General features: G+C 64.1%; 17 protein-coding genes. 11 read left to right on the top strand and 6 right to left on the bottom strand.

All coding sequences use genetic code 11. The annotated features are described in order from the left end of the window. Window positions 1-75: 75 nt before the first annotated feature. A complete protein-coding gene (locus P12x_RS03180) occupies window positions 76-1,119 on the top strand; it encodes a DUF1559 domain-containing protein (protein ID WP_435009385.1) in 1,044 nt (347 codons plus the stop codon). A gap of 91 nt (window positions 1,120-1,210) precedes the next feature. Here P12x_RS03180 and ilvE read toward each other — a convergent pair whose 3' ends face one another. From ilvE to lysS, 4 genes are all read right to left on the bottom strand, one after another. Continuing rightward, window positions 1,211-2,074 (bottom strand): branched-chain-amino-acid transaminase, encoded by an 864-nt coding sequence (gene ilvE, locus P12x_RS03185; protein WP_435009386.1) that lies wholly within the window; start codon window positions 2,072-2,074, stop codon window positions 1,211-1,213. A gap of 55 nt (window positions 2,075-2,129) precedes the next feature. Next, window positions 2,130-2,840, bottom strand: coding sequence for an ABC transporter ATP-binding protein (locus P12x_RS03190; protein WP_435011755.1), 711 nt, complete (start codon window positions 2,838-2,840; stop codon window positions 2,130-2,132). Between the two features lie 90 nt (window positions 2,841-2,930). Next, window positions 2,931-4,325, bottom strand: a complete 1,395-nt coding sequence (locus P12x_RS03195) for an ABC transporter permease (RefSeq protein WP_435009387.1) — start codon at window positions 4,323-4,325, stop codon at window positions 2,931-2,933. 147 nt (window positions 4,326-4,472) lie between these two features. Beyond that, complete coding sequence (gene lysS, locus P12x_RS03200) at window positions 4,473-5,945, bottom strand: lysine--tRNA ligase (RefSeq protein ID WP_435011756.1); 1,473 nt, start codon at window positions 5,943-5,945, stop codon at window positions 4,473-4,475. 212 nt (window positions 5,946-6,157) lie between these two features. Here lysS and P12x_RS03205 point away from each other — a divergent pair, with 212 nt between their 5' ends. The 9 genes from P12x_RS03205 (at window position 6,158) to P12x_RS03245 (ending at window position 15,070) form a co-directional block, all read left to right on the top strand. Continuing rightward, the gene (locus tag P12x_RS03205; protein ID WP_435009388.1) at window positions 6,158-6,523 is read left to right on the top strand and encodes a VOC family protein; all 366 of its coding nucleotides are present in this window, start codon (window positions 6,158-6,160) and stop codon (window positions 6,521-6,523) included. A 10-nt stretch (window positions 6,524-6,533) separates the two neighbouring features. Beyond that, complete coding sequence (locus P12x_RS03210) at window positions 6,534-7,385, top strand: YitT family protein (RefSeq protein ID WP_435009389.1); 852 nt, start codon at window positions 6,534-6,536, stop codon at window positions 7,383-7,385. Window positions 7,386-7,424: 39 nt separating this feature from the next. After that, window positions 7,425-8,942 (top strand): S10 family peptidase, encoded by a 1,518-nt coding sequence (locus P12x_RS03215; protein ID WP_435009390.1) that lies wholly within the window; start codon window positions 7,425-7,427, stop codon window positions 8,940-8,942. A 130-nt stretch (window positions 8,943-9,072) separates the two neighbouring features. Then, complete coding sequence (locus P12x_RS03220) at window positions 9,073-10,101, top strand: heme-binding protein (protein WP_435009391.1); 1,029 nt, start codon at window positions 9,073-9,075, stop codon at window positions 10,099-10,101. Between the two features lie 138 nt (window positions 10,102-10,239). Continuing rightward, window positions 10,240-10,740, top strand: a complete 501-nt coding sequence (locus P12x_RS03225; RefSeq protein WP_435009392.1) for a general stress protein — start codon at window positions 10,240-10,242, stop codon at window positions 10,738-10,740. A gap of 207 nt (window positions 10,741-10,947) precedes the next feature. Further along, complete coding sequence (locus P12x_RS03230) at window positions 10,948-12,018, top strand: DUF1559 domain-containing protein (RefSeq protein WP_435009393.1); 1,071 nt, start codon at window positions 10,948-10,950, stop codon at window positions 12,016-12,018. After that, window positions 12,008-12,328 carry a hypothetical protein gene (locus tag P12x_RS03235; protein ID WP_435009394.1) on the top strand — a complete coding sequence of 107 codons (321 nt, stop codon included), beginning with the start codon at window positions 12,008-12,010 and terminating at the stop codon, window positions 12,326-12,328. The genes P12x_RS03230 and P12x_RS03235 overlap by 11 nt, the downstream gene beginning before the upstream one ends. 108 nt (window positions 12,329-12,436) lie before the next feature. Beyond that, entirely contained in the window at window positions 12,437-13,585 is a 1,149-nt protein-coding gene (locus P12x_RS03240) for a VIT1/CCC1 transporter family protein (protein ID WP_435009395.1), read from the top strand. 783 nt (window positions 13,586-14,368) lie between these two features. Further along, on the top strand, window positions 14,369-15,070 hold the full coding sequence (locus tag P12x_RS03245; RefSeq protein WP_435009396.1) for an Npun_F0296 family exosortase-dependent surface protein: 702 nt from the start codon (window positions 14,369-14,371) through the stop codon (window positions 15,068-15,070). A 1,003-nt stretch (window positions 15,071-16,073) separates the two neighbouring features. On the opposite strand, the gene P12x_RS03250 is transcribed toward P12x_RS03245, so the two are convergent. After that, window positions 16,074-17,108, bottom strand: a complete 1,035-nt coding sequence (locus tag P12x_RS03250; protein ID WP_435009397.1) for a DUF1559 domain-containing protein — start codon at window positions 17,106-17,108, stop codon at window positions 16,074-16,076. 739 nt (window positions 17,109-17,847) lie between these two features. Further along, a complete protein-coding gene (locus tag P12x_RS03255; RefSeq protein ID WP_435009398.1) occupies window positions 17,848-18,519 on the bottom strand; it encodes a DUF3313 domain-containing protein in 672 nt (223 codons plus the stop codon). A gap of 575 nt (window positions 18,520-19,094) precedes the next feature. On the opposite strand from P12x_RS03255, the gene P12x_RS03260 reads away from it, so the two are divergent. After that, window positions 19,095-21,044, top strand: coding sequence for a recombinase family protein (locus P12x_RS03260; protein WP_435009399.1), 1,950 nt, complete (start codon window positions 19,095-19,097; stop codon window positions 21,042-21,044). Window positions 21,045-21,290 lie beyond the last annotated feature (246 nt).

Here is a 21,290-nt window from a genome sequence, read left to right on the forward strand (position 1 = left end):
GGTTGACCGCGCGCCTTCGTGGGCCCGCGGTTCTGCTCCCTTTGTCTTCAGTTCAATTCCCGAAACGAGGCCTCATTGAGAAATTCTACCAAGCGTGGGTTCACCCTGATCGAGTTACTGGTCGTGATCGCAATCATCGCGGTCCTGATCGCGCTGCTACTTCCGGCGGTGCAGGCGGCCCGCGAGGCGGCCCGTCGGTCGCAATGCATCAATAATCTGAAGCAAATCGGCATCGGGTTGCATAATTATCACACGGCGGTGAACTCGTTCCCCCTCGGAGCATCGCTGGGGCCGACCTCGCCCGGCAATATCCAGGACTGGGCCGGCTGGAGCGCCCAGGGGATGCTGCTCGGGTACATGGAGCAGACGGCGATCTATAACGCGGCCAACTTCAGCTGGGCGCCGGAATGGTCGGGGAACATCGCCTTCGCGATCAATTCGACGTCGACTCAGACCATCATCAACAGCTTCCTCTGCCCGTCCGATGGCAACGCCGGAAAGGCCGGGTTCTTCAATAGCTATGCCGCGAGCCAGGGGACGACGACCTGGGGCTACCCCGGTGGCGACACCAATAAGCGGAAGAGCACCGGCACTTTCGCTTATCAGAACAGCTATTCGATCGCCGAGATGACCGATGGGACCTCGAATACTATCGCGTACTCCGAGTTCGTCGTGAACAACCCGCTCGACAAGACGCCCGGGCGTTCGACCCAGGCCGGCGGGCTCCAGGCGGCCAACCGGCTCGACGTCAATGCCGCCGGGCTGGCGTTGCTCCAGTCGGACATCGCCGCCTGCACGACTGCATTCCAGACGGGCGGCCAGAGGGGCAACGGCCCGGGTACGACCTGGGCGACCGGTGCCATGGGGTACACCATGTTCAACACGGTCATCCCCCCCAACGGCGGCGGCCAGATCAAGTGGAGCGCCTGCCGGAACGGCTGCTGCCCCCAGGCTCAGCACGCCGACTACGTGCTCGCCACCAGCCGGCACTCGGGCGGCGTCAACACGCTCATGGCCGATGGAAGCGTGAAGTTCATCAAGAACACCATCTCCTATCCGACTTGGTGGGCCCTGGGCACCCGGGCCGGCGAAGAGGTCATCTCGGCCGACGCCTACTGATCGGGCCGATAACAGCCGGACGATGCAATTCGGGGCACCCTCCGGCAATCGGCGGGAGCCCCGAATGCGTATCCGGCTCGGCCTTCGAGACTCACTCCCCCTCGCGGACCAGCCTGTGGAAGCGGGCGAGGAGATCGCGGGTGATCGGGCCGGGCTTGCCGTCGCCGATCGGTCGGCCGTCGCACTCGACCACGGGGATCACCTCGGCGGCGGTCCCGGTCAGGAAGCACTCGTCGGCGGTGTAGACGTCGTGCCGGTCCATCGTCCGCTCGACGACAGCGATCCCGGCCCCTCGGGCCAGCTCGATGACGGCCTCGCGGGTGATCCCTTCCAGGATCCCGGCGTCGACCGACGGGGTGATCAGCTCTCGCTTCTTGACGATGAAGATGTTGTCGCCGGTGCACTCGGCGACCTCGCCCTTGTGGTTCAGCATCAGGGCTTCGAGGCAGCCGGCGTTGGTCCCCTCGATCTTGGCGAGGATCGAGTTCAGGTAGTTCAGCGACTTGACCCGAGGGTTGAGCGCGGCCGGGTGATTCCGCATCGTACCGGCGGTGATGATCTTCAGGCCGTGCTCGTAGAGCTCGGCGGGATACAGGCTGATCGAGTCGGTGATGATGATCACCTGGGGATCGGTCGTCCGGCGGGGGTCGAGGCCGAGGCTTCCGGCCCCCCGGGTGACGATCAGCCGGATGTAGGCATCGACCAGTTTATTCGCGGCCAGCGTGTCCAGGACGGCCTGGGCCATCTCGGTCTTGCTGATCGGGATTTGCAGGTGGATGGCTCGGGCCGAGTCGTAGAGGCGGTCCACGTGGGCTTCGAGCCGGAAAACCCGTCCGGCGTAGGAACGAATCCCTTCGAAGATCCCGTCGCCGTAGAGCAACCCGTGATCAAAAACGCTAATTTTGGCGTCAGCTTTTTCGTAAAGCTTGCCGCCGATGTAGACCTTGGGGCTCATCCGAGGAAACTCCTGGCCACCCAGGGTCGACGAAGGCCCCCAGCCCTGCCGACGATCAGGCCAGGACGGGGGCCCACTCCTCGATTCGCCCTTCCGCGAGCCGAACGACCCGGTCGGCCTGGTGGGCGATCTGGAGGTCGTGGGTGACCAGCATCATAGTCAGCCCACGCTCCCGGTTCAAGTCGCGGAGTAGTTCCAGGACTCCTTGTCCGGTGGATGCGTCGAGATTTCCCGTCGGCTCGTCGGCCAGGAGGATCTCCGGGCCGCCGGCCAGGGCCCGGGCGATCGCGGCCCGCTGCATCTCGCCGCCGGAGAGTTCCGAGGGGCGATGATCGAGCCGGTGGCCCAGGCCGACCCGCTCCAGGAGGGCGGTCGCCTCGGATCGGACCCGCTTGCGGATCGACCAGTACGAGAGGACCCCGTGGCGGATCAGGTGCGGGAGCATCACGTTCTCCAGCGCCGTCAACTCCGGGAGGAGGTGGTAGAACTGAAAAATAAAGCCGAAGGTCCGGTTCCGCAGTTCGTCGCGCTGCTTCTCGGGGCCGTCATCGATCCGGTTTCCGTCGAGCCAGACCGAGCCCTCGTCGGGGGTGTCGAGCAACCCCAGGACGTGGAGGAGGGTGCTCTTGCCCGACCCGCTGGAGCCGATCACGGCCACCAGCTCGCCCCGCTCGATCTCGAAGTCGACCCCTCGGAGGACCGGGACCTCGTTCCGCCCCTTCCGATAACCTTTCGCAAGCCCGTTCGCCGACAGGTGGATCGCCATCATGCACCTCCGTGTGGGGGGCCTTCCCCATAGGGCTGGCCCTGCCGATGTCCGTGACGCGGCAGGGCTCGCCCTGCCCTACGTTTGAATTCACTCGAACCGCAGGGCCTGGACCGGCCGGAGTCGGGCCGCTCGCTGGGCGGGCCAGACGCTGGCGGCGACGGCGATGAACAGGGCTCCCCCCACGATCCAGGCGACCGTCGAGGGCTGGACCAGCGTGGGGATCTTGTCGAAGTAGTAGATCGCGTCGTCGAAGACCTTGCGCCCGGTCAGGATGCTCAGGCCCTTCTCGATCTCGTTGATGTAGTGGACGAACATCAGGCCGGCGACCATCCCCACGCCGCTGCCGACCATCCCGAGCGCCAGGCCATAGCCCAGGAAGATCCCCCGGACGCCCGCCGTCGAGGCCCCCAGCGCCTTCAGCACGCCGATGTCGCGGGTCTTCTCCACCACGATCATCGAGAAGATCGCCAGGATGCCGAACCCGGCCACCGCGATGATGAAGAACAGGAGGATATTCAGGATCGACTGCTCGACCGCGACCGCCGCCAGGAGCGGCCCCTGCTTCTTCTCCCAGGTGGAGACCATGAAGTAGCCGCCCGGCTTGAGTTCCTCCAGCGCCCCCTCGATCTTCATCGCCAGGGCATCCAGGTCGACGCCGTCTCGGACCTTGATCTGGACCTGATTGACCGCACCATTCCCCTCCCCGTCGCCCAGGAGTCGCATCCGCTGCAACTGTTCGAGCGGCATGTAGACGTGGTTCGAGTCGTACTCGCTCATCCCGCTCTTGAAGTAGCCCACCACCAGGGCATCATCGTACGTGACCTTGGGCCGGTCGCCCGCCTGGGGGAAGACCAGGCCGATCCGGGCCCCCGGCGGGGCGAGGCAGAAGTCCTTGCCGTTGATGTGGGCGTGGGCGATGGCGTAGCCGACGATCGCCCCGGTCTCGGCCGACTGCTCCTGGACACGTTCCGCCAGCGCCTGCCGGAGGATCGGGTCTTCTTCTTCCTGGAGCATCTGCCCGGCCGGGTTGTTCAGCTTGACCCACTGGGGGACCTTGAACGAGGGGGGGATCTTCTTCCCCTTGGCGTCGAAGAGGAATTCGGCGAAGTCGCCGGTCTTGGCCCGCTCGGTCGGCTTGATCCCGATGAGCTGGATCGGCCGGGTTATCGGATGGCCGTTGAAGGTCCACTTCATCATGGCGATGGTTTCCATGGTCGGGGCCATTGCCACGACCTCGTCGCCCGCCACGGCCTCGATCCGGGCCATCACCTCGTCGGAGTTCCGGAAGCCGTCGAAGTCGCGCGACTCGACGATGACGTCGGCCAGGACCCCGTGGAGCCGGTCGCGCATCTTCTCGGAGAACCCGGCCATGACCGAGTTCACCACGATCATCGTGGCCACGCCCAGCATCACGCTGATCACGCTGGCCAACGCGATGTATCGGGTCTTCAGGTACCGCCAGCAGAGCAGATACTTGTACATGACGGCTCCATCCGTGGAACTCGGTCTCGGTCCGTTTCTGGTAGGGCAGGGCTGGCCCTGCCTGCTTCGGCGTCCTCGGCAGGGCGAGCCCTGCCCTACATTCGTGGTTGGTTTTCGGTAGGGCAGGCCCTGCCGGCTATGGCTCTGTCAATTTTCGGGTCGCATCAAGGGGAACAGGATCACGTCTCGGATACTGGCCTTGTTCAGCAGGAGCATGCAGAGGCGGTCGATCCCGACTCCCAGGCCGCCCGCCGGGGGCATGGCGTGCTTGAGGGCCCGGACGAAGTCGTCGTCCATCTTGGCCATCGAGTCTTCTTCCTTCTGCCCGGCGAGCTGCCCCTGGAAGAGCTTCTCCTGGAGCATCGGGTCGTTCAGCTCGGTGTAGGCGTTGGCCAGTTCGATCCCTCGGACGAACAGCTCGAACCGCTCGGCCACCGAGGGGTCCGACGTTTTCCGCTTGGTCAGCGGGCAGATCGCCGCCGGGTAGTCGATCACGAAGACCGGCCCGTGCAAGGCGTCTTCCACGGTGGCCTCGAAGACCTCGCTGATGATCACGTCGTGATCCTTGCCGGCCGCCGAGATCCCCAGCGACTCGGCCTTGGAACGGACCGCGTGGAGGTCGGACGGGTCGACCTGGGCGTACTCGCGGAACAGGTCGAGGTAGCACTTGCGCGGCCAGGGCGGGGTGAAGTCGACGACGTGTTCGCCCCAGGGACGCTGGAAATTCCCGTCGAGGGCCTCGATCGCGCCCACGATCAGGGCCTCGGTCAGGTCCATCATGCTGTGGTAGTCGCCGAAGGCCTGGTAGGCCTCCAGCATGGTGAACTCGGGGTTGTGCTTGGGGCTGATCCCCTCGTTCCGGTAGACCCGGCCGATCTCGAAGACCCGCTCCATCCCGCCGACCAGGAGCCGCTTGAGATACAGCTCGGGGGCGATCCGCAGGAAGAGGTCGAGGCCGAGCGTGTTGTGATGCGTGACGAACGGCTTGGCCGCCGCGCCCCCGGCGATCGACTGCATCGTGGGCGTCTCGACCTCGACGAATCCCCGGTCGGCCAGGACCTTGCGGAACGTCGCGACCACCTTCGAACGGCCGAGGAAGGCTTCGAGGCTCTCGGGGTTATGGGCCAGGTCGACGTACCGCTGCCGGGACCGCTTCTCGATGTCGGTCAGGCCGTGCCACTTCTCGGGCGGGGGCGAGAGGCTCTTGCTCAGGAACGTCAGGCCGGTGGCGAAGACCGTCAGCTCCCCCGTCCTGGTCAGGCCGAGGCCCCCGTCGACGCCGATCAGGTCGCCCAGGTCGAATTCCTGGGCCAGGGCCCAGCCGGCCTCGCCCACCTGGTTCTTGCCGATCATCACCTGGATCGTCCCGGTCCAGTCGCGGACCTGGAGGAAGTTGACCTTCCCCTGCCCTCGCTTCAGGACGATCCGCCCGGCGATACGGGCCGAGGGTCGCGGGACCTCCTCGCCTTCCGGGGCTTCGGGGAGCGGGATCGCGCGAATCTCTGAGATCGCCCGATGATCGTCGAACCTCCGGCCCCAGGGGTCGAGCCCCAGGGCTTCGATCCTCCGGAGCTTCTCCAGGCGGGCGGCTTCCAGGGAATCGGGCGTTTCTTCCGACATCATCAGACCTTGCGTTGCTGCGGACGGGACTGGGGCGAACTTGAACGAAAATTTAAGGCAAATGCCGATTTCGGTCAACGGCAACAGGAAAGGCCGACGGCATTCGGCGGACCCACGGACGCCCGTTTCTGGTAGGGTGGGGTGCGACCTGCCAGAGTCCGGGCGATGGCGAAGGATGTTCGTTTCGACGGTCCGGGATCCGGGACGACACCATGGCCGAGCTATTCATGGTCGAGGTCCGCGTCGCCGACCGGGCGTCATCGAGTCGCTGGTATGCCGAATTCCTGGGCCTCCGGCCGATCCTGGATGACCCCGGGGGTGGGTTCGTCCTGCTGGAGGCGGGTCCGGGCAAGGTCGCGTTGAAAGAGGGGGCAGCGGTCGAGGGACGGGGGGCGGTCCGTCTGGTCTTCCGGGTCGGGGATGTCGACGCCGAGCGGGCCCGATTGGTGGGGTCGGGGGTGGCGGTTTCGGAGGCGTCCGAGAGCCCTGAGGGCTACCGCGAGATCCGCCTGGCGGACCCCGATGGGACGCCGGTGGTCCTGTTCTCCGAGGTTGCCTCCGCTGGCGAGTCCGGTTAGTTTGTCTTGCATGAAACGGACACTGAAGGAATTAACAAATGTCGCCTATATCGTGGCGGGGGTGCTCTCGGCGGGGATGGGGCTGGAGGGGTTCCTCCTCTCCAGCCATTTCATCGACGGGGGCGTGACCGGCATCTCGATGCTCCTGGCGGAGGTCCTGCATCTCCCCCTTCCGCCATTCCTGGTGGTGATCAACCTGCCTTTCATCCTCCTGGGATACCGCCAGATCGGCCTGGCCTTCGCGATCCGGAGCGCCTCGGCGATCCTGGCCCTGGCCCTAGCCCTGGCCTTCATCCATTTTCCCGACCTGACCCCCAGCGACAAGCTCCTGTCGGCCGTCTTCGGCGGCTTCTTCATCGGTGCGGGGATCGGCCTGGCGATGCGAGGGGGCGCGGTCCTGGACGGGACCGAGATCGCCGCCCTGCTGATCAGCAAGCGGAGCCACGTCCTCCGGGTGGGCGACGTGATCCTGGGCCTGAACATCGTCATCTTCCTCTCGGCCGTGAAGGTCCTGGGCGTCGAGCCGGCGCTCTACTCGATCCTGACCTATGTGGCGGCCAGCAAGACGCTCGACTTCATCCTCCACGGGATCGAGGAATACACCGCGATCACCATCATCTCGGCCCGGAATGACGCGATCCGCCAGCGAATCATCGACGAGATGGGCCGAGGCGTCACGATCTACAAGGGGCGAGGGGGGAAGACGGGGGCCGACCAGGACATCCTCTTCTGCGTCGTGACCCGGCTCGAGATCGGCAAGGTCAAGACGATCGCCCGCAGCGTCGACGACTCGGCCTTCATCATCGTCTATCCCCTGGCCGATGTGCAGGGTGGCGTCATCAAGAAATCGGCACTCCACTGATCCAGACCCGATCCGCCCGAGATCCCGATCGGTACCCCCATGATGCACACCCTCCTGCTGGCCTCGATCCTCTCGGCCCTGATCGCCCCGTCCCTCCCTCCGCAGGAGGCTTCGCCCAGGCCCTCCGATTCGAAGCCGAAGCCGGCCGGGGTCAATGACGAGCCCGTCGTCACGAAGCACGAGATGACGCTCGGCGGCCGCCCGATCAAGTACACGGCCACGGCGGGCTTCCTGCCGATCAAGAGCGAGGCCGGCGAGGTCGAGGCTCATATCTTCTTCATCGCCTATGCCCGGGAAGACGCGGGCGACCGGTCCCGGCGACCCCTGACCTTCGCGTTCAACGGCGGGCCGGGCTCGGCCTCGGTCTGGCTCCACCTCGGGGCCCTGGGGCCGAAGCGGGTTGAGTTCCCCGATGGGGGCGAATTCCCGACCCCTCCCTACCGACTGGTCGACAATGAGTCGACCTGGCTTGATGAGTCGGACCTCGTCTTCATCGACCCGGTCGGGACCGGCTACAGCCGTGCGGTGAAGCCCGAGCTGAACAAGAAGTTCCACGGATTGCAGGGCGATCTCGACTCGGTCGGCGAGTTCATCCGGCTCTACCTGACCCGGTTCGAGCGATGGGGCTCGCCCCTGTTCGTGGCCGGCGAGAGCTACGGGACCACTCGGGCGGCCGGGCTCTCGGATCGCCTGGTCGACCGGGGGATCGCCCTGAATGGGATCGTCCTGGTCTCGACCGTCCTGAACTTCCAGACGCTCCAACCGGCCAGGGGGAACGACATCCCCTATGCCCTGTTCTTGCCGACCTACACGGCGACCGCCTGGTATCACAAGAAGCTGGCCCCGGAGCTTCAGGCCGACCAGGGGGCCACGCTCCGGGAGGCGGCCGAATGGGCCGAGGGGGACTACGCGACGGCCCTGATGCAGGGCGACCGGCTCTCGAAGGAGAAGCGGGAGGAGATCGCGGCCCGGCTGGCGAAGTACACCGGGCTCGACCCGGTTTACGTCGATCGGAGCAATCTTCGGGTCGATCCCAGCCGGTTCCGCAAGGAGCTTCTGAGGGACCGGGCCCGGACGGTCGGCCGGCTCGATAGCCGGTTCGTGGGGATCGACGAACAGGCCGTGACCGATCGCCCCGAGGACGACCCGAGCAACTCGGCCATCCGACCGGCCTACACCTCGACCTTCAACCAGTACATCCGGGCCGACCTCGGGTTCGCCTCCGATCTCCCCTATTTCATCCTCGGCGAGGGGGTCGGCGACTGGGACTGGGGGCCTTCGGGTCGGGGCTACCCCGACACCAGCGGCGCCTTGCGGGACGCCTTCGCCAAGAACCCGTCGCTCAAGGTCCTGGTCGCCTCCGGTTACTACGACCTGGCCACTCCCTATCGGGCGGCCGAGTACACCCTGGCCCACATGGGGCTCGACCCCTCTCAGCGAGATCACATCAAGGTCGAAGAATACGAATCCGGCCACATGATGTACCTCCACGGCCCCTCCCTGGCGAAGCTCAAGGGGGATGTCGCCGGGTTCTTCCGGGCGACACTGGGCCGTTGAAGATCGTCGGACGAGGACCGAATAAGACCATCGGGCCGGGCTCTCGTCTCCGAGATCCGTCGAGAGCCAGGGCGAGCCCAGCCCTTCACGAATTCCCGATCCTGGCCATCGCTTGATAGGAGACCCGCCCATGCGCCCAATGCTCAAGCCCCTTGCCTGCGTGATCCTGTTATCCATCGGGGCCGCTCCCGGATTGGCCCGGGGGCAGGGCCCCAACTACGTGATCGACGGCGCCGGGATGTTCGGGAAGGAGTCCGTCAACCAGGCGACCCAGGAGCTCTCCGGGATCGCCCGGGATCAAGACGTGATCGTCACGATCGAGACCGTGGAATCCCTCGGAGGCGAGGGGATCGACGAATTCGCGAAGCGGAAGGCCCAGCAGCTCGGTCACCAGGGTCTTTATGTCTTGATTTCTAAGAAGGACCGGAAGATCGACGTGCTGGCTTCGCCCCGGGCGCTCCGCGAGGAACTGGGAATCCCCAGGCTCAACTCGATCCGCGACACGTTTAGCAAGGAGTTCGGCAAGGGACGCCCCGACGCCGGGCTGACCGAAGGGGTCCAGGCGGCGAAGGAGGCCCTGGCCCTGATTCGACCGGCCCGTCGACCTCAAACGACCCTCGAGGCCGTGGGGATCACCGGGACGAACTCCCCCCTGATCCTCCGCCAGCAGGTCCGCTTGACCCTGGCCGGGGCCCGCAAGGCGATCGCCGGGGCCGAGGCCCACGCGATCGAGAAGGGGTACAAGATGAACATCGCGGCGGTGGACGACGGCGGGCACCTCCTGGCCTTCGCCCGGATGGACGGGGCCAGGCCGGCGAGCGTCAACACGTCCATGACCAAGGCCGTCACCGCCGCCACCTTCCGCCAGGCCTCGGGCACCCTCCCCACCGGCGCCAAGGATCCCGACGTCCTCCTCAACCTCAGCGTCCAGAACGCCTCGGGCGGCCGGATCACCACGCTCCAGGGCGGGGTGCCGATCATCGTCGATGGCCAGGTCATCGGGGCCGTCGGGGTCGGAGGGGGCTCCGGCGAGCAGGACGCCGAGGTTGCCAGGGCCGGAGTCGAGGCCTTCCTCGCCGGGCTCTCGAACGAGTCCAAGGTCGAGGTGAAGGAGGGCACGCCCCAGCCCGCCGCGACCGACAACACTCCGCCTCGATGATCTCGATCCGCGGATCCTCCGGGAGATTGGCGCAGAGTTTGCCTTTATGTTCTCCCGATCACTCGCCGCGATCACGCGACGAGATAAGGATAGAGGCGGCTTACCTGGCCTGCTCTCGACTCGAACGGAGGATCTCAGATGCACACCGTAGTTGGATTGTTCAACCAGCGTGAATCCGCCGAGCAGGCCATCCATCGGCTGATCAGCTCGGGCGTCGATCGTCACTCGATTAGCATTGCCATGAAGGACGTCCGCGAGGCCGCCGAGATCTCCGAGGCGACCGACACCAATGATCTGAGCGCCGAGGGGGCCACCGCCGGGGCCGTCTCCGGGGCGGGCGTCGGTGCCCTGGTCGGCATCGCTTTGGTCGGCAGCACCGTCCTCCTCCCCGGTCTCGGCACATTCCTGATCGGCGGGCCCATCGCCGCCGCCCTCACCGGCGCCGGCATCGGCGCGGCCTCCGGTGGCCTGATCGGTGGGCTGATCGGGGCCGGTATCCCCGAGGAGGAGGCCCATCACTACGCCTCCGGGATCGAGAGCGGCGGGATCTTCGTCTCGGCCAATGTCCCCGATAATCAGGTCGCCGAAGCCCGCCGGATCTTTGATGAGGAAGGCTCTAGCCGGACCTACGCTCCCTGAACCAATCCTAGCCTTTCCGAAAACTGGAAACTCGACGAACGGGCGACCCGCAATGGTCGCCCGTCGTTCGTTGGTCCCGGCTAAAAGATCTCGATGATCGGCCATGGATGTTTTTTAGGTTAACCAAAATTAGCGGTTGCAAAGCCCTAACACATCGTTTAGATTCCATTCCAGGACGATTGGAGATGTTCTTGGAAAGGATCTTTCATGAAGGGTCATCGACGAAGGATCACTCCCGGGAGGATCAAGGGTTTCACGCTGATCGAGCTGTTGGTCGTGATCGCGATCATCGGGGTCCTGGTGAGCCTCCTCTTGCCGGCGGTCCAGTCGGCCCGGGCGGCGGCTCGGCGGGTCCAGTGCGTGAACAACCTGAAGCAGATGGGCCTGGCCCTGGCGAATTACGAGTCGACGATCGGGTCGTATCCGCCCGCTTATGTGGGCAATCCCAAGGTGTCGGGCTCGGCCTTCGGCGTGAGCTATCCGGACGGGAACATGAACACGCTGCCGGGCTTTGCCTGGGGCACCTTGATCCTGCCGTTCCTGGAGCAGTCGCCGGTTCATTCGAGCTTCAACTTCAATATCGCTTGTTGGGCGCCGGATAATTCCACCGGGGCTCGGATTAAGCTCTCGGTCTTCATTTGCCCTTCGGCCACGGGGGGTAGCGACGGATTCTCGCTCCATCGCTACGGCAATGGAGACTCCAACAGCCCGGACAACGCAGGCGAGTTCTCGCCCGAGATCCGGTTTGCTCACAGCCACTACGTGACCAACGCCGGGGTGAACCAGCCCTGGGGCCGCCCTACCGCTTATTCCTCGGACTTCGACGTGATCGAGCCGGTCGCCGGGACCCCCGGCCATGCGATCAACGGCCCGTTCTACCGGAACTCACGGACCCGGGTTTCGACCGTGGTCGACGGGCTTTCCAACACGATCTTCCTGGGCGAGCGGACCTCGAAGCTGGCCGATTGCACCTGGGTGGGCGTGGTCCCCTTCGCCTCGGTCTGGCCCAAGCCGGGCTGGCCCTCCGAACCCAACAGCGGGGGAGATCTGGTCGGAGCCCACAGCGGGCCCGACGTCCACGACCACCCCCAGGTGGTCATCCACGCCCCGAATCACCCGTTCGGCCACACCGACGAGATGTACTCCGAGGATGGCGAGGGCTGCAATGTCCTGATGGGTGATGGCTCGGTCCGGTTCATCAAAAAGACCATTTATCCTTACACCTGGGTCGCACTTTCGACCCGGAATAGCGGGGAGGTGGTCGGTGGTGACTACTGAGCCCAAAACCAGGCGGTCCGGGGCCTGGGCGGTCGTTTGCCTGTTCCTGGGAGGCTGCTGGGGACCACCGCAGATCGGGGTGGATCGCGAGGCCTTCCAGACCGTCGACGCCCTGTACACCGCGGTCAGTCTCCGGGATCCCCGGCTGGTCGAGGACTGCCGGGGGCGTCTGGTCAAGCTCCGAGAGGCCGACAAGCTCCCCGAGCCGGCCTCGAAGGATCTTGAAGCGATCATCGAGGAGACCAGGGGGGGCGAATGGGAGCCGGCCCAACTCCGCCTGAGTCGGTTCATGGAAGGCCAGCGGCGTTGAAGGTTGCGGCTTGGGCTGGAGATCGCGACATCTGGTTGGCCGATTCGCTAGAATAAGGCCTGTACCCGACCTAGCGAGGTCCGCCCGATCGAGTCCAGGAGCCCAGCCTTGAGCCATGCAACGACCGACGGCCTCGTCGGCCATTATCTCTCCGAGGAGATCGACGCCGCATTCCTCTACCGGGAGCTGGCGGCGGTCGAGCCCGACGAGAGGCGTCGCGACCTGTTCCAGAGGCTGGCGGCGGTCGAGGACAAGCACGTCGAGCGCTGGGAGCAGGTCCTGGCCGAGCAGGGAGGCCGGGTCTCGACCGACCGGAAGCCGACCCGCAGGGCTCGCCTGACCGCCTGGGTCGCCCGGCGACTCGGGCCAGGCGCGGTCCTGCCGATGATCCTGGCCGAGGAAGGGCGCGAGGTCGCTGCCTATCTCAAGCTGGCCAGGGAGACCACCGACCCCTCGACTTCCGACGCCGCCTCGACCCTCGCGGCCGACTCCGCCAAGCACGCGCAGGAACTGGCCCACGTCCTGGGCCGACCCAACGAGCCCTGGCATTCGACCGAGGCCGGGGGCTATCTCCGGAGCGTCGTCTACGGCTTCAACGACGGCCTGACGGCCAACTTCGGGCTCGTGGCCGGGGTGATCGGGGCCAGCGCCCCGGCGCATTTCGTGGTCATCTCCGGGATCGCCGGGGCGGTCGCCGACGCCCTCTCGATGGGGGCGAGCGGCTACCTCGCCGCCAAGAGCCAGGCCGAGGTCCACGATCACGACATCGAGATGGAGCGGTCCGAGATCCGCCTCATGCCCGAGATCGAGCAGGAAGAACTCGCCCTGATCTACGAGGCCAAGGGCATCCCCGCCGACCAGGCCCGGTCGATCGCCGCCGCGATCATGGCCGACCCCGAGAAGGCCCTCGCCGCTAAGGTCCGCGAGGAACTCGACATCGGCGACCCCGCCGTCCCCCCGCTCCGCGACGGACTCGTGACCGGCCTGGCCACCGCGATCGGGGCGATCATCCCCATCCTTCCGTTCCTGATCACCTCCTCCCAATGGGCGATCTGGATTTCCCTCACCATCAGCATGCTGGCCCACTTCGGGGTCGGGGCCGCCCGGAGCGTCTTCACCGGCCGGGGCCTCTGGGCCAGCGGGCGGGACATGTTCCTCGTCGGATTTGGAGTCGCCGCAGTGGGTTACGTCATCGGCCTCGGCCTGGAACAGGCGATGGGCGGTTTTGGGATGGCCCCTCCCGTCCCGGCACCCTAAATCGTTCGAGCGAGGGGCGTGTCCGGATAACCCCCGGATCGCCCCGAGGAGTTCCTCCCGGAAAAACGAACCCAAGGCCGGCGTAGCCCGCCGGCTCAAACTTCCCGGGAAAAACGAACCCAACCGACCCGCCCTACGTGCCGATCGTACCCCGGCTCGCGGATCTCCCCGCTCCCCGCGAGCCGACGCTGAGTACGGCTCGAACCAAGCCTTCCCCGATCGAATGCCTTCGATCTCCCCTCCTCTCGAGTTTGCCCAGGGCGTAGCAGGGTAACGCCCTCGCTCGCGACCTTCCAGGACAGTATCGCCGGATGTGGGTTCTTCCCATCGGAGCTTTCCTGGCTCCGCACAGGATTCGGGGAGATGGGCCGGGTCCCCTCGGTCGAGACGGGCTTTCACGCTTGATACCGAGTGCGTAGCCCACCGAAACCGCCAGATTTGACGCGGAATCGGGTCATGACTACCTCACTGCCCTCATCTCCTTCGGGCTCCCCCGGATCGAGTGGACGGGGACGCTGGCAGATCCCGGACGTGACGCTTGTTGACCAGATCGATCGTGCCCCGAATCTCCGATCATCATCTCCGGTGACGGCAAGCATCTCGTGGATTTAAATAACCGGAATCGTTCGCTTAAAACATCGCATGTGATTCAAGCATCACACATGCATGGGCTTAATCCGGTGGCTCGGTGAGGATGTCTAACCGTGGGGCTGACGTGACTGGCGAGTGAACTCCCAGCGGCCCTCGACGTGCCAGGCTATCCCCCCTTAAGAGTCACCACAGATGAACCGTCGCTTCTTCGGCCTTGCGTCCATCGCCGCCACGCTCTTAGCCTTCTGCTCCGGCAATGATGCTCGGGCCTCGTTCACCATCGACGCCGCGGTTGGCGGGGCTCCGACCGGTGTGAATTATGTCAATTTCGATAATCTGAGCCTGGGTAACGCGGGTGGAGTCAGTGGCGGTGTCACCGTGTCGTTCACCGGGGACGGCCAGGCCGTCCAAGGGGCCGTCTCGGGCCTCTATGCCGCCCCGTTCCTCTCGAATAGCAACGGCGCGCCCTTCGGCGACCCGACCGTCTCCGGGCCGGACATGACCACCTACCTCTCCACCGGCGTCGGCTCGGTCACCCTCTCGCTCCCCGGCCCGCAGAAGTACTTCGGCATGCTCTGGGGTTCGGTCGATTCCTACAACAGCCTGAGCTTCTACGACTCCTCGAATCAGCTGCTCGGGACGATCACCGGCCTCGACGTGACCGCCGCCGCCAACGGCAACCAGGGCGTGAACGGGACCTACTACGTGAACATCAACTCGACCGAGGCCTTCACCAAGGTCGTGGCGACCAGCGGCAGCTACGCCTTCGAGTTCGACAACGTCGCCTTCAACCCCTCGGCCGCGGTCCCCGAGCCCTCCTCGCTCGCCCTCTGCGGGATCGCGGGAATCACCGGCCTGGCCGCCTTCCGTCGTCGGCTCCGTCGGGTGGCCTGAGCCGGATCGCATCGGATAGTGGGTTGTTTTTAAAGGCCGTCTGGCAACCTTGCCGGGCGGCCTTTCGCTGCGCTTTTATTTGCGGCCAGGAGGGCGAATCAAGGGCCTGGCCGGTGTCGAAGTCTTCGGGATTGGGCTGGTCGGTGATTAGCGGTATGGTGTCGCCGGCCCGGGTCTTGTACTTGCAGCGTCGAGGGCAAGGTCGTGCCTCTCGCCGGGGTCGGTTTCCGAGTCGAAGAGGTGGGTCTTGATGATCCGGGGATAGGCGATCCGCTCCCATCGTTCGGTCCGGACGGCTCGCTGGATCATCGCATAAGCGGTGAAGATCGCGTCGCGGCGTGCTCGGGTGGGAGAGTCGCTTGGGCCTCCAGTTCCTTGGCTTGCCGACGGATCTCGGCTCGAATTGTATTCCGATCTTCTTCCGAGGCGGTGGTCGCGAAACGCTTCAATCCGTCGCCGATGTTGACGAGCTTCTCGGTCAATGAACCTACATCCGGGGCATAAATTAGCCCCTGTTCTGATCCGAGAGGAGAGTTGCCCGGCATCGGATCGAATCCCTCCCAGCCCATCACATTCAATGGAGTGCGGACCCGGCCCAATTCCGACAATCGAGGCTAATTTGCTCGACCGTCGGATCGGTATGGCTCTTTGATCATCGGCGCTTGGCCGGCTTAGCCGGCTTTACGGAAAAGGCCGTGGGAGGACCAGGATCCTTCTTCCCGGCCGCCACCGTCGGAGGAGGCGTGACAATGGGCTTTTCCTCCCCGCAACCCGTCAGGGCTACGCAGGGTGATCCGGCCACCGCAAAGACGAGCACGAGACGTAGCATTCTAGACATGTCTATTCCTGGAAGGTCTCGGTGTGGTGTCGATTTCTGCTCGATCGACCGGAGAGGCCTAGGATTTTCGGCGTCGGGATCGGTTGCTAAAATCGCGGCGATGCTCGACGCGCCGGAGGCAATTGCTCTCCGGCGCGGGCTCATCGGGACGCGTCCCGGTCGGGCTCACATCGAGTCGGCGCTGATGACCTCGCCGCCGTTGGGGCTACCGATCGATCGCCAGGTGATGATATTGATCGTGTCTTTCGTGAATCGGACGCTGCCGTCCCCCATGAGTGTGTTCACGCCGCCGGGATGGCGACTCCGCGAAGCATTGAAGGCCGGCGTGACGCCGTTGCAGGGCGGCACGTTGGGGCCCAATCCATAGGAGCACCAGGGGCGTCCCTGGGCATCGCCTCCCAACCCATCAGGGACCTTGGAATTGGGGGTGGTGTAGGTCATGAACATCGTGCAGTTCAGGTCATCGTTAAAAACGTCGCCCCGGTGATCGTAGGCTACGCCGCCGGCCGCGTTATATCCCATGATGACCTCGCCGCACAGGATCGAGTTGCTCGTCCCGTCGGTCATGTCGCGAATGCTGGTCGATACGTTCCCCTTGAACGGTGCGCCGGTGAACATGAGGCCGTTCGGGGCACCTTGCAACAGCATCGGCCCGGTGTTCCAGGGATTGGGATAGCCCATTCCGCTCAGGGCGGGGTCGTTCTGGGCGAAGTGCGTATTGCCCCAGTTTGCCGCGAAGCTGCTCTTGCCTCGCGGATAGGGGGTGTCGGGTTCCTGGATGCTCGGCGAGTCGCTGGGGCACTGGAACGAAGCGACCTGGAGTCGAATGACCGTGGTATTCGCCGACTCGTAGAATTGCAGGCTGAAATTGATGGCGTTGAATACGTTGCCTTGCTCGAGGTAAGGCAGGATGCTGAACGCCCAGGTCCGACGCTGTCCCGGCTGGGGGGCGTAATTATATCCGCTGCCCATTCGACCGATCGGGAATCCCCCCAAACTGTCATGGTAGTTGTGCATCGCCAGGCCGAGTTGCTTGAAATTGTTGACGCACTGGGTACGACGGGCCGCTTCGCGTGCCGCCTGGACGGCGGGCAAAAGCAGCGCAATCAGCACTGCGATGATCGCGATTACCACGAGCAGCTCGATCAAAGTAAAAGCGCGCGCGAGGGCAGGCCGGCAAAAAACCGATCGCTTCGTCATAATTTTCCGCCTTAAATAGAAATAGGAGGTGGGAGCGGTGATGATCCTATCATGCAAAGTTTCAATAATCCACTATAAATTTCTCAAATTCCGAGATCATCTAGAAATGTAACCGGGCTCATTGGAGGAGAGAAAATGCCGTCGAATTGCGTGTTTTCGGGGAGATCCGACTTTTTGGACACCACGGATGCCCCGGGGAGATTATGGGCGAGGAGTTCGACTTGAATTCAGTGCGTCCTGGCCCTAAGTTATTAGTGTTGGCTCAATTAGGGGGAATTGGTCGGTATGCCGCCCTTCGGGCTACACGCGAACCACATGAACAAGCCGATCGCAATCTAGGATTGATTTGTGGCTCGCTCTGTCTGAGCAATTCATCCTTCAGCGGTCTTGGGGCGGCTACGCGGGAGTCGTCCGACGGGGCAACCAAGCCTTCCCACATCGGTCACGACTCGGGCCGGATCTACTGGGGTCTACCGAATGTATTCCCTTCGGAGGGACTATCGGATCGACTCCACCCTCGGGTCCGGCTGATCGTCCATCGCCTTCCGACGCCATGAGTACGTTAGTGTTGAATTTCATATTTTAATATGCGGAAATTCAACTATTCCGGCAGCGACCACAGGAGCGGGGATGCCGACGCCTTCGCCATCGAACGGTCGTAAAAGTAACGCATGGCTATTTATGCTTTGGTGAAGGAGAAATTGGAATGTCCGCTTTTCTGCTCGGAGTTCCCCTCCGTTCAGGGCTTCGGACCGAGGGTCTCGCGGAGCTCTTTCGCCGCCCGGCGCATGGCCTTACGGGCGTGGCCCCCTTTGAGGTAGTAACCCGTAACGTCGAGCACGCCGCCGCCCGAGGCGCACGAAATGGCCGAGAGCTGCCGGCCATCGGGACCGATCACCTCGGCCTCGACGAACCCGCCTCCGTTGAAGATCGGGCCGATGAAGACCGGCGCGATCACCGTCGCCAGCATCGCCGCGTTCAGGATCGGCCGGGAGAGCTTGACGTCGGTTATCGCCGCGCGGACCCTCGCGGTATTCGGCCCGGGCTGGTCGACGACCGGCTTGAGCGTCCCAAGCTGTTCCCGCAACTGATCTTGCAAGGCTGATATCAACATCTGGCGGCGATTGAGGTTGCCCGACCCTCGGCTCGACTCGGAGACCAGCCATTGCACGGGCTCGATGTAATAAGAATCGACCCGGGCGGCCTCGGCCGGGCTCGCATTTCGAGCCTGGTTCCGTTCCAGACCGAGGCCATAGTTGAGGTGGAACGGGTCCTTTTGAAGCTGCGAATAGTCGCTGAGATAGCCGCTCCGGGTCGGATGGTAAGAGGCGCAACCGTTGATGACAAGGATCGCGAGAAGGCATACGCAATGGCAGGCGGCCCTCCGCCCCAGACGCTCCGCGCTAGGCATCGGTCCCGACTCCCTTCCTGTGGAGTGCATCCGTACGAGCGGTTCTCTAACCGAATCGGCTCAAACTTGCAATCGACACCATCAAAATCGACGAGAGGGTTGTTTGGTCGTCCGGCCGTTTGCGAGGATCCACGAGTTTAGACCGATTGTGCGCTGTGATCGATTGGTGATCCTCAGCGGGTGCCATCCCCGCCCGGCAACCGGGTAACGTGGCCAACAATCTTGCAAACTCGCTGCTCAACCTCGAGACTACCATTCCCAGGGCAAGTCTTCGAGATCGCCCTGGCCGGGGCCGTCAGCCAGGCTGAGCCTCGCGGACGCGCCGGTATCATCCGGGGATGACGGCCCGATGGGGGCAGCCATGGCTCCCGGTATCCGTCGTCCTCGGCCCGTCTTGAAAGTTCGTCATAGCTTTCAACCTTCACGTTTGCGGGATCAATTGCTCGCGACGGCTTATCGCCTGGTGAATGCGGCGTCCCATTCGGACCCCCGCCCCGATTCGACGGCGGATCATCCGGCCGACCGTCGACCCGCACCCGGCGAGCGCGACGCATCTCTTCCGGGGGGTCATCACCATGGATGAGGCCACAATCCGGGCCGCGATTTATGCCCGCGTCTCGTCGGATCAGCAGGCCCAGGAGCACACCATCGGCAGCCAGGTCGAAGCCCTCACGGGGCGAGTCCGCGAGGATGGGCTCGATGTGGACGATTCGTTGCGCTTCCTCGATGAGGGGCAGAGCGGGGCCGTGCTGGTCCGGCCCGCCCTGGAACGTCTCCGCGATCAAGCATCCGCCGGCCTGATCGATCGCCTCTACGTCCACTCGCCCGATCGCCTGGCTCGCAAATATGCGTATCAGATCCTCCTCGTCGAGGAGTTCCAGCGTTGTGGAATCGAGGTCGTCTTCCTCAATCACGAGATCGGCGATAAGCCGGAGGAGCAACTGCTGCTCCAAGTGCAGGGGATGATCGCCGAATATGAGCGGGCCAAGATCCTCGAGAGGAGCCGGCGTGGGAAGATGCACGCGGCTCGCAACGGCTCGGTCAGTGTCTTCAGCAAGGCTCCCTACGGGTATCGCTACATCAGCAAGCGAGAGGGTCATGGTGTGGCGAGGTTCGAGGTCATCGCGTCCGAGGCCCAGGTCGTCACGACAATCTTCGAGTGGTATGGGAGGGAAGATTACTCACTGAATCAGATCTGCGAGCGTCTGAATCGTGAAGGTGTCTTGAGGCGGAGCGGGAGACCGGGTTGGGATCCCACGTCGGTCTGGGACATGCTCAGGGATACCGCCTACAAAGGCGAGGCGCTCTATGGCAAATCCAAAGTCGGCGAGTACAGGCCGCCCCTGCGCCCCGGCCATGGGAGGCTCGAGTATCCGCGTCGTGCCCGTTCGATCACGACGACACCGGCCGCCACACAGATCCCTGTGGCCGTACCGGCGATCGTGCCCGCTGAGATGTTCGAAGTGGTGCAGGAGAAGCTGGCGGAGAACAAGGCCCGACGGCGCCGGAGCGAGCCCGGTGTACGGTTCCTGCTTCAGGGCCTGACGGTGTGTTTGAAGTGTGGATATGCTTATATCGGTAAGATTCAGAACCGGCTGAAGGGTGATGGTGAGCGGCGCTCGTACGGCTATTACTTCTGCACGGGAACCGACCGATTTCGCTGGGGAGGCGTGCGGATCTGCGAGAACACGCCGGCTCGGATGGAGTGGCTCGACGCGGCCGTCTGGGAGGATGTCGCAGCGTTGCTGGGCGACCCCGATCGGATCCGACACGAGTTCGAGCGTCAGAAGAGTCAGGTCCCAGCGCCGGAACCGCGACGCCTCGAGGCGATCGCCAAGGAGGTCCAACGGGTCAAGCGTGGGATCTCTCGGATGTTGGACCTGTATCAGGAAGGTGACCTGGAGAAGGGGGAATTCGAGCCGCGGTATTCTCGTGCCCGCCAGCGGTTATCCGAGTTGGATTCGGAGGCGTCGGCCATCTCGGAGCGGATCACTCGCGAAGAGGGCCTGGGGACGATCCTTGAGAGTTTCGAGCGGTATGCGAGTCGAGTGCGAGACGGTTTGGAATCGGCCTCGTGGGGGACTCGGCGCGAGATCATCCGGACGCTGGTCAAACGGATCGAGATCGATGAGGGAGACGTCCATATCGTGTACCGGATCGGCGAGCCGCCGTTTGCGAGCGTCCCGGAGCGGTCTAATTTGCAAGATTCTTTGCCACGTGGTTGCTCCAAACGGTTGCGATCGGGAGCGGATCATCGGTGTCGGGCTGCTGACACCGATTTTCCCATTGGGAGACCCGACCTGATTTCCTGTTCTCCGCCTCCTAATCGAGGTAGCTCCAACTCCGTGTATCGAAGTTGTAAATTTTCCGGTAGTACGGTGGAACAACTTGCCAGTAGAGCATGGGGGATCCGAGATTGTGATAGGAGAAGAGGCTCGACGGACCCAGGCAGTATTTTGCACAGGGCACGGAAGTCAGATATTGGGGCACGAGTTCATCAAGCTTCTTGGGGAACTTATCGTTAGCGGCGTGATAGGCCATGCAAGCCGCCACGACTCGCCGAGCGTTCGACTCGGCGACCCCGAGTTGGACGGTGTTGTTGATGTAAACAATCCCAAATGTTAACGCGGGAATAGCAACCCTGACGAGGGCGAGACCCCATCCGGGGCGTTCGATGGGACTGTGCAGGAGACTGACAAGAAACCATATCGGACAGACGAGCAATGACATGAGGAATGATGCGCTAAACGCACCATCCCAGGCTATCAGGA

This window comes from Tundrisphaera lichenicola (assembly GCF_051175385.1).
Lineage (GTDB): Bacteria > Planctomycetota > Planctomycetia > Isosphaerales > Isosphaeraceae > Tundrisphaera > Tundrisphaera lichenicola.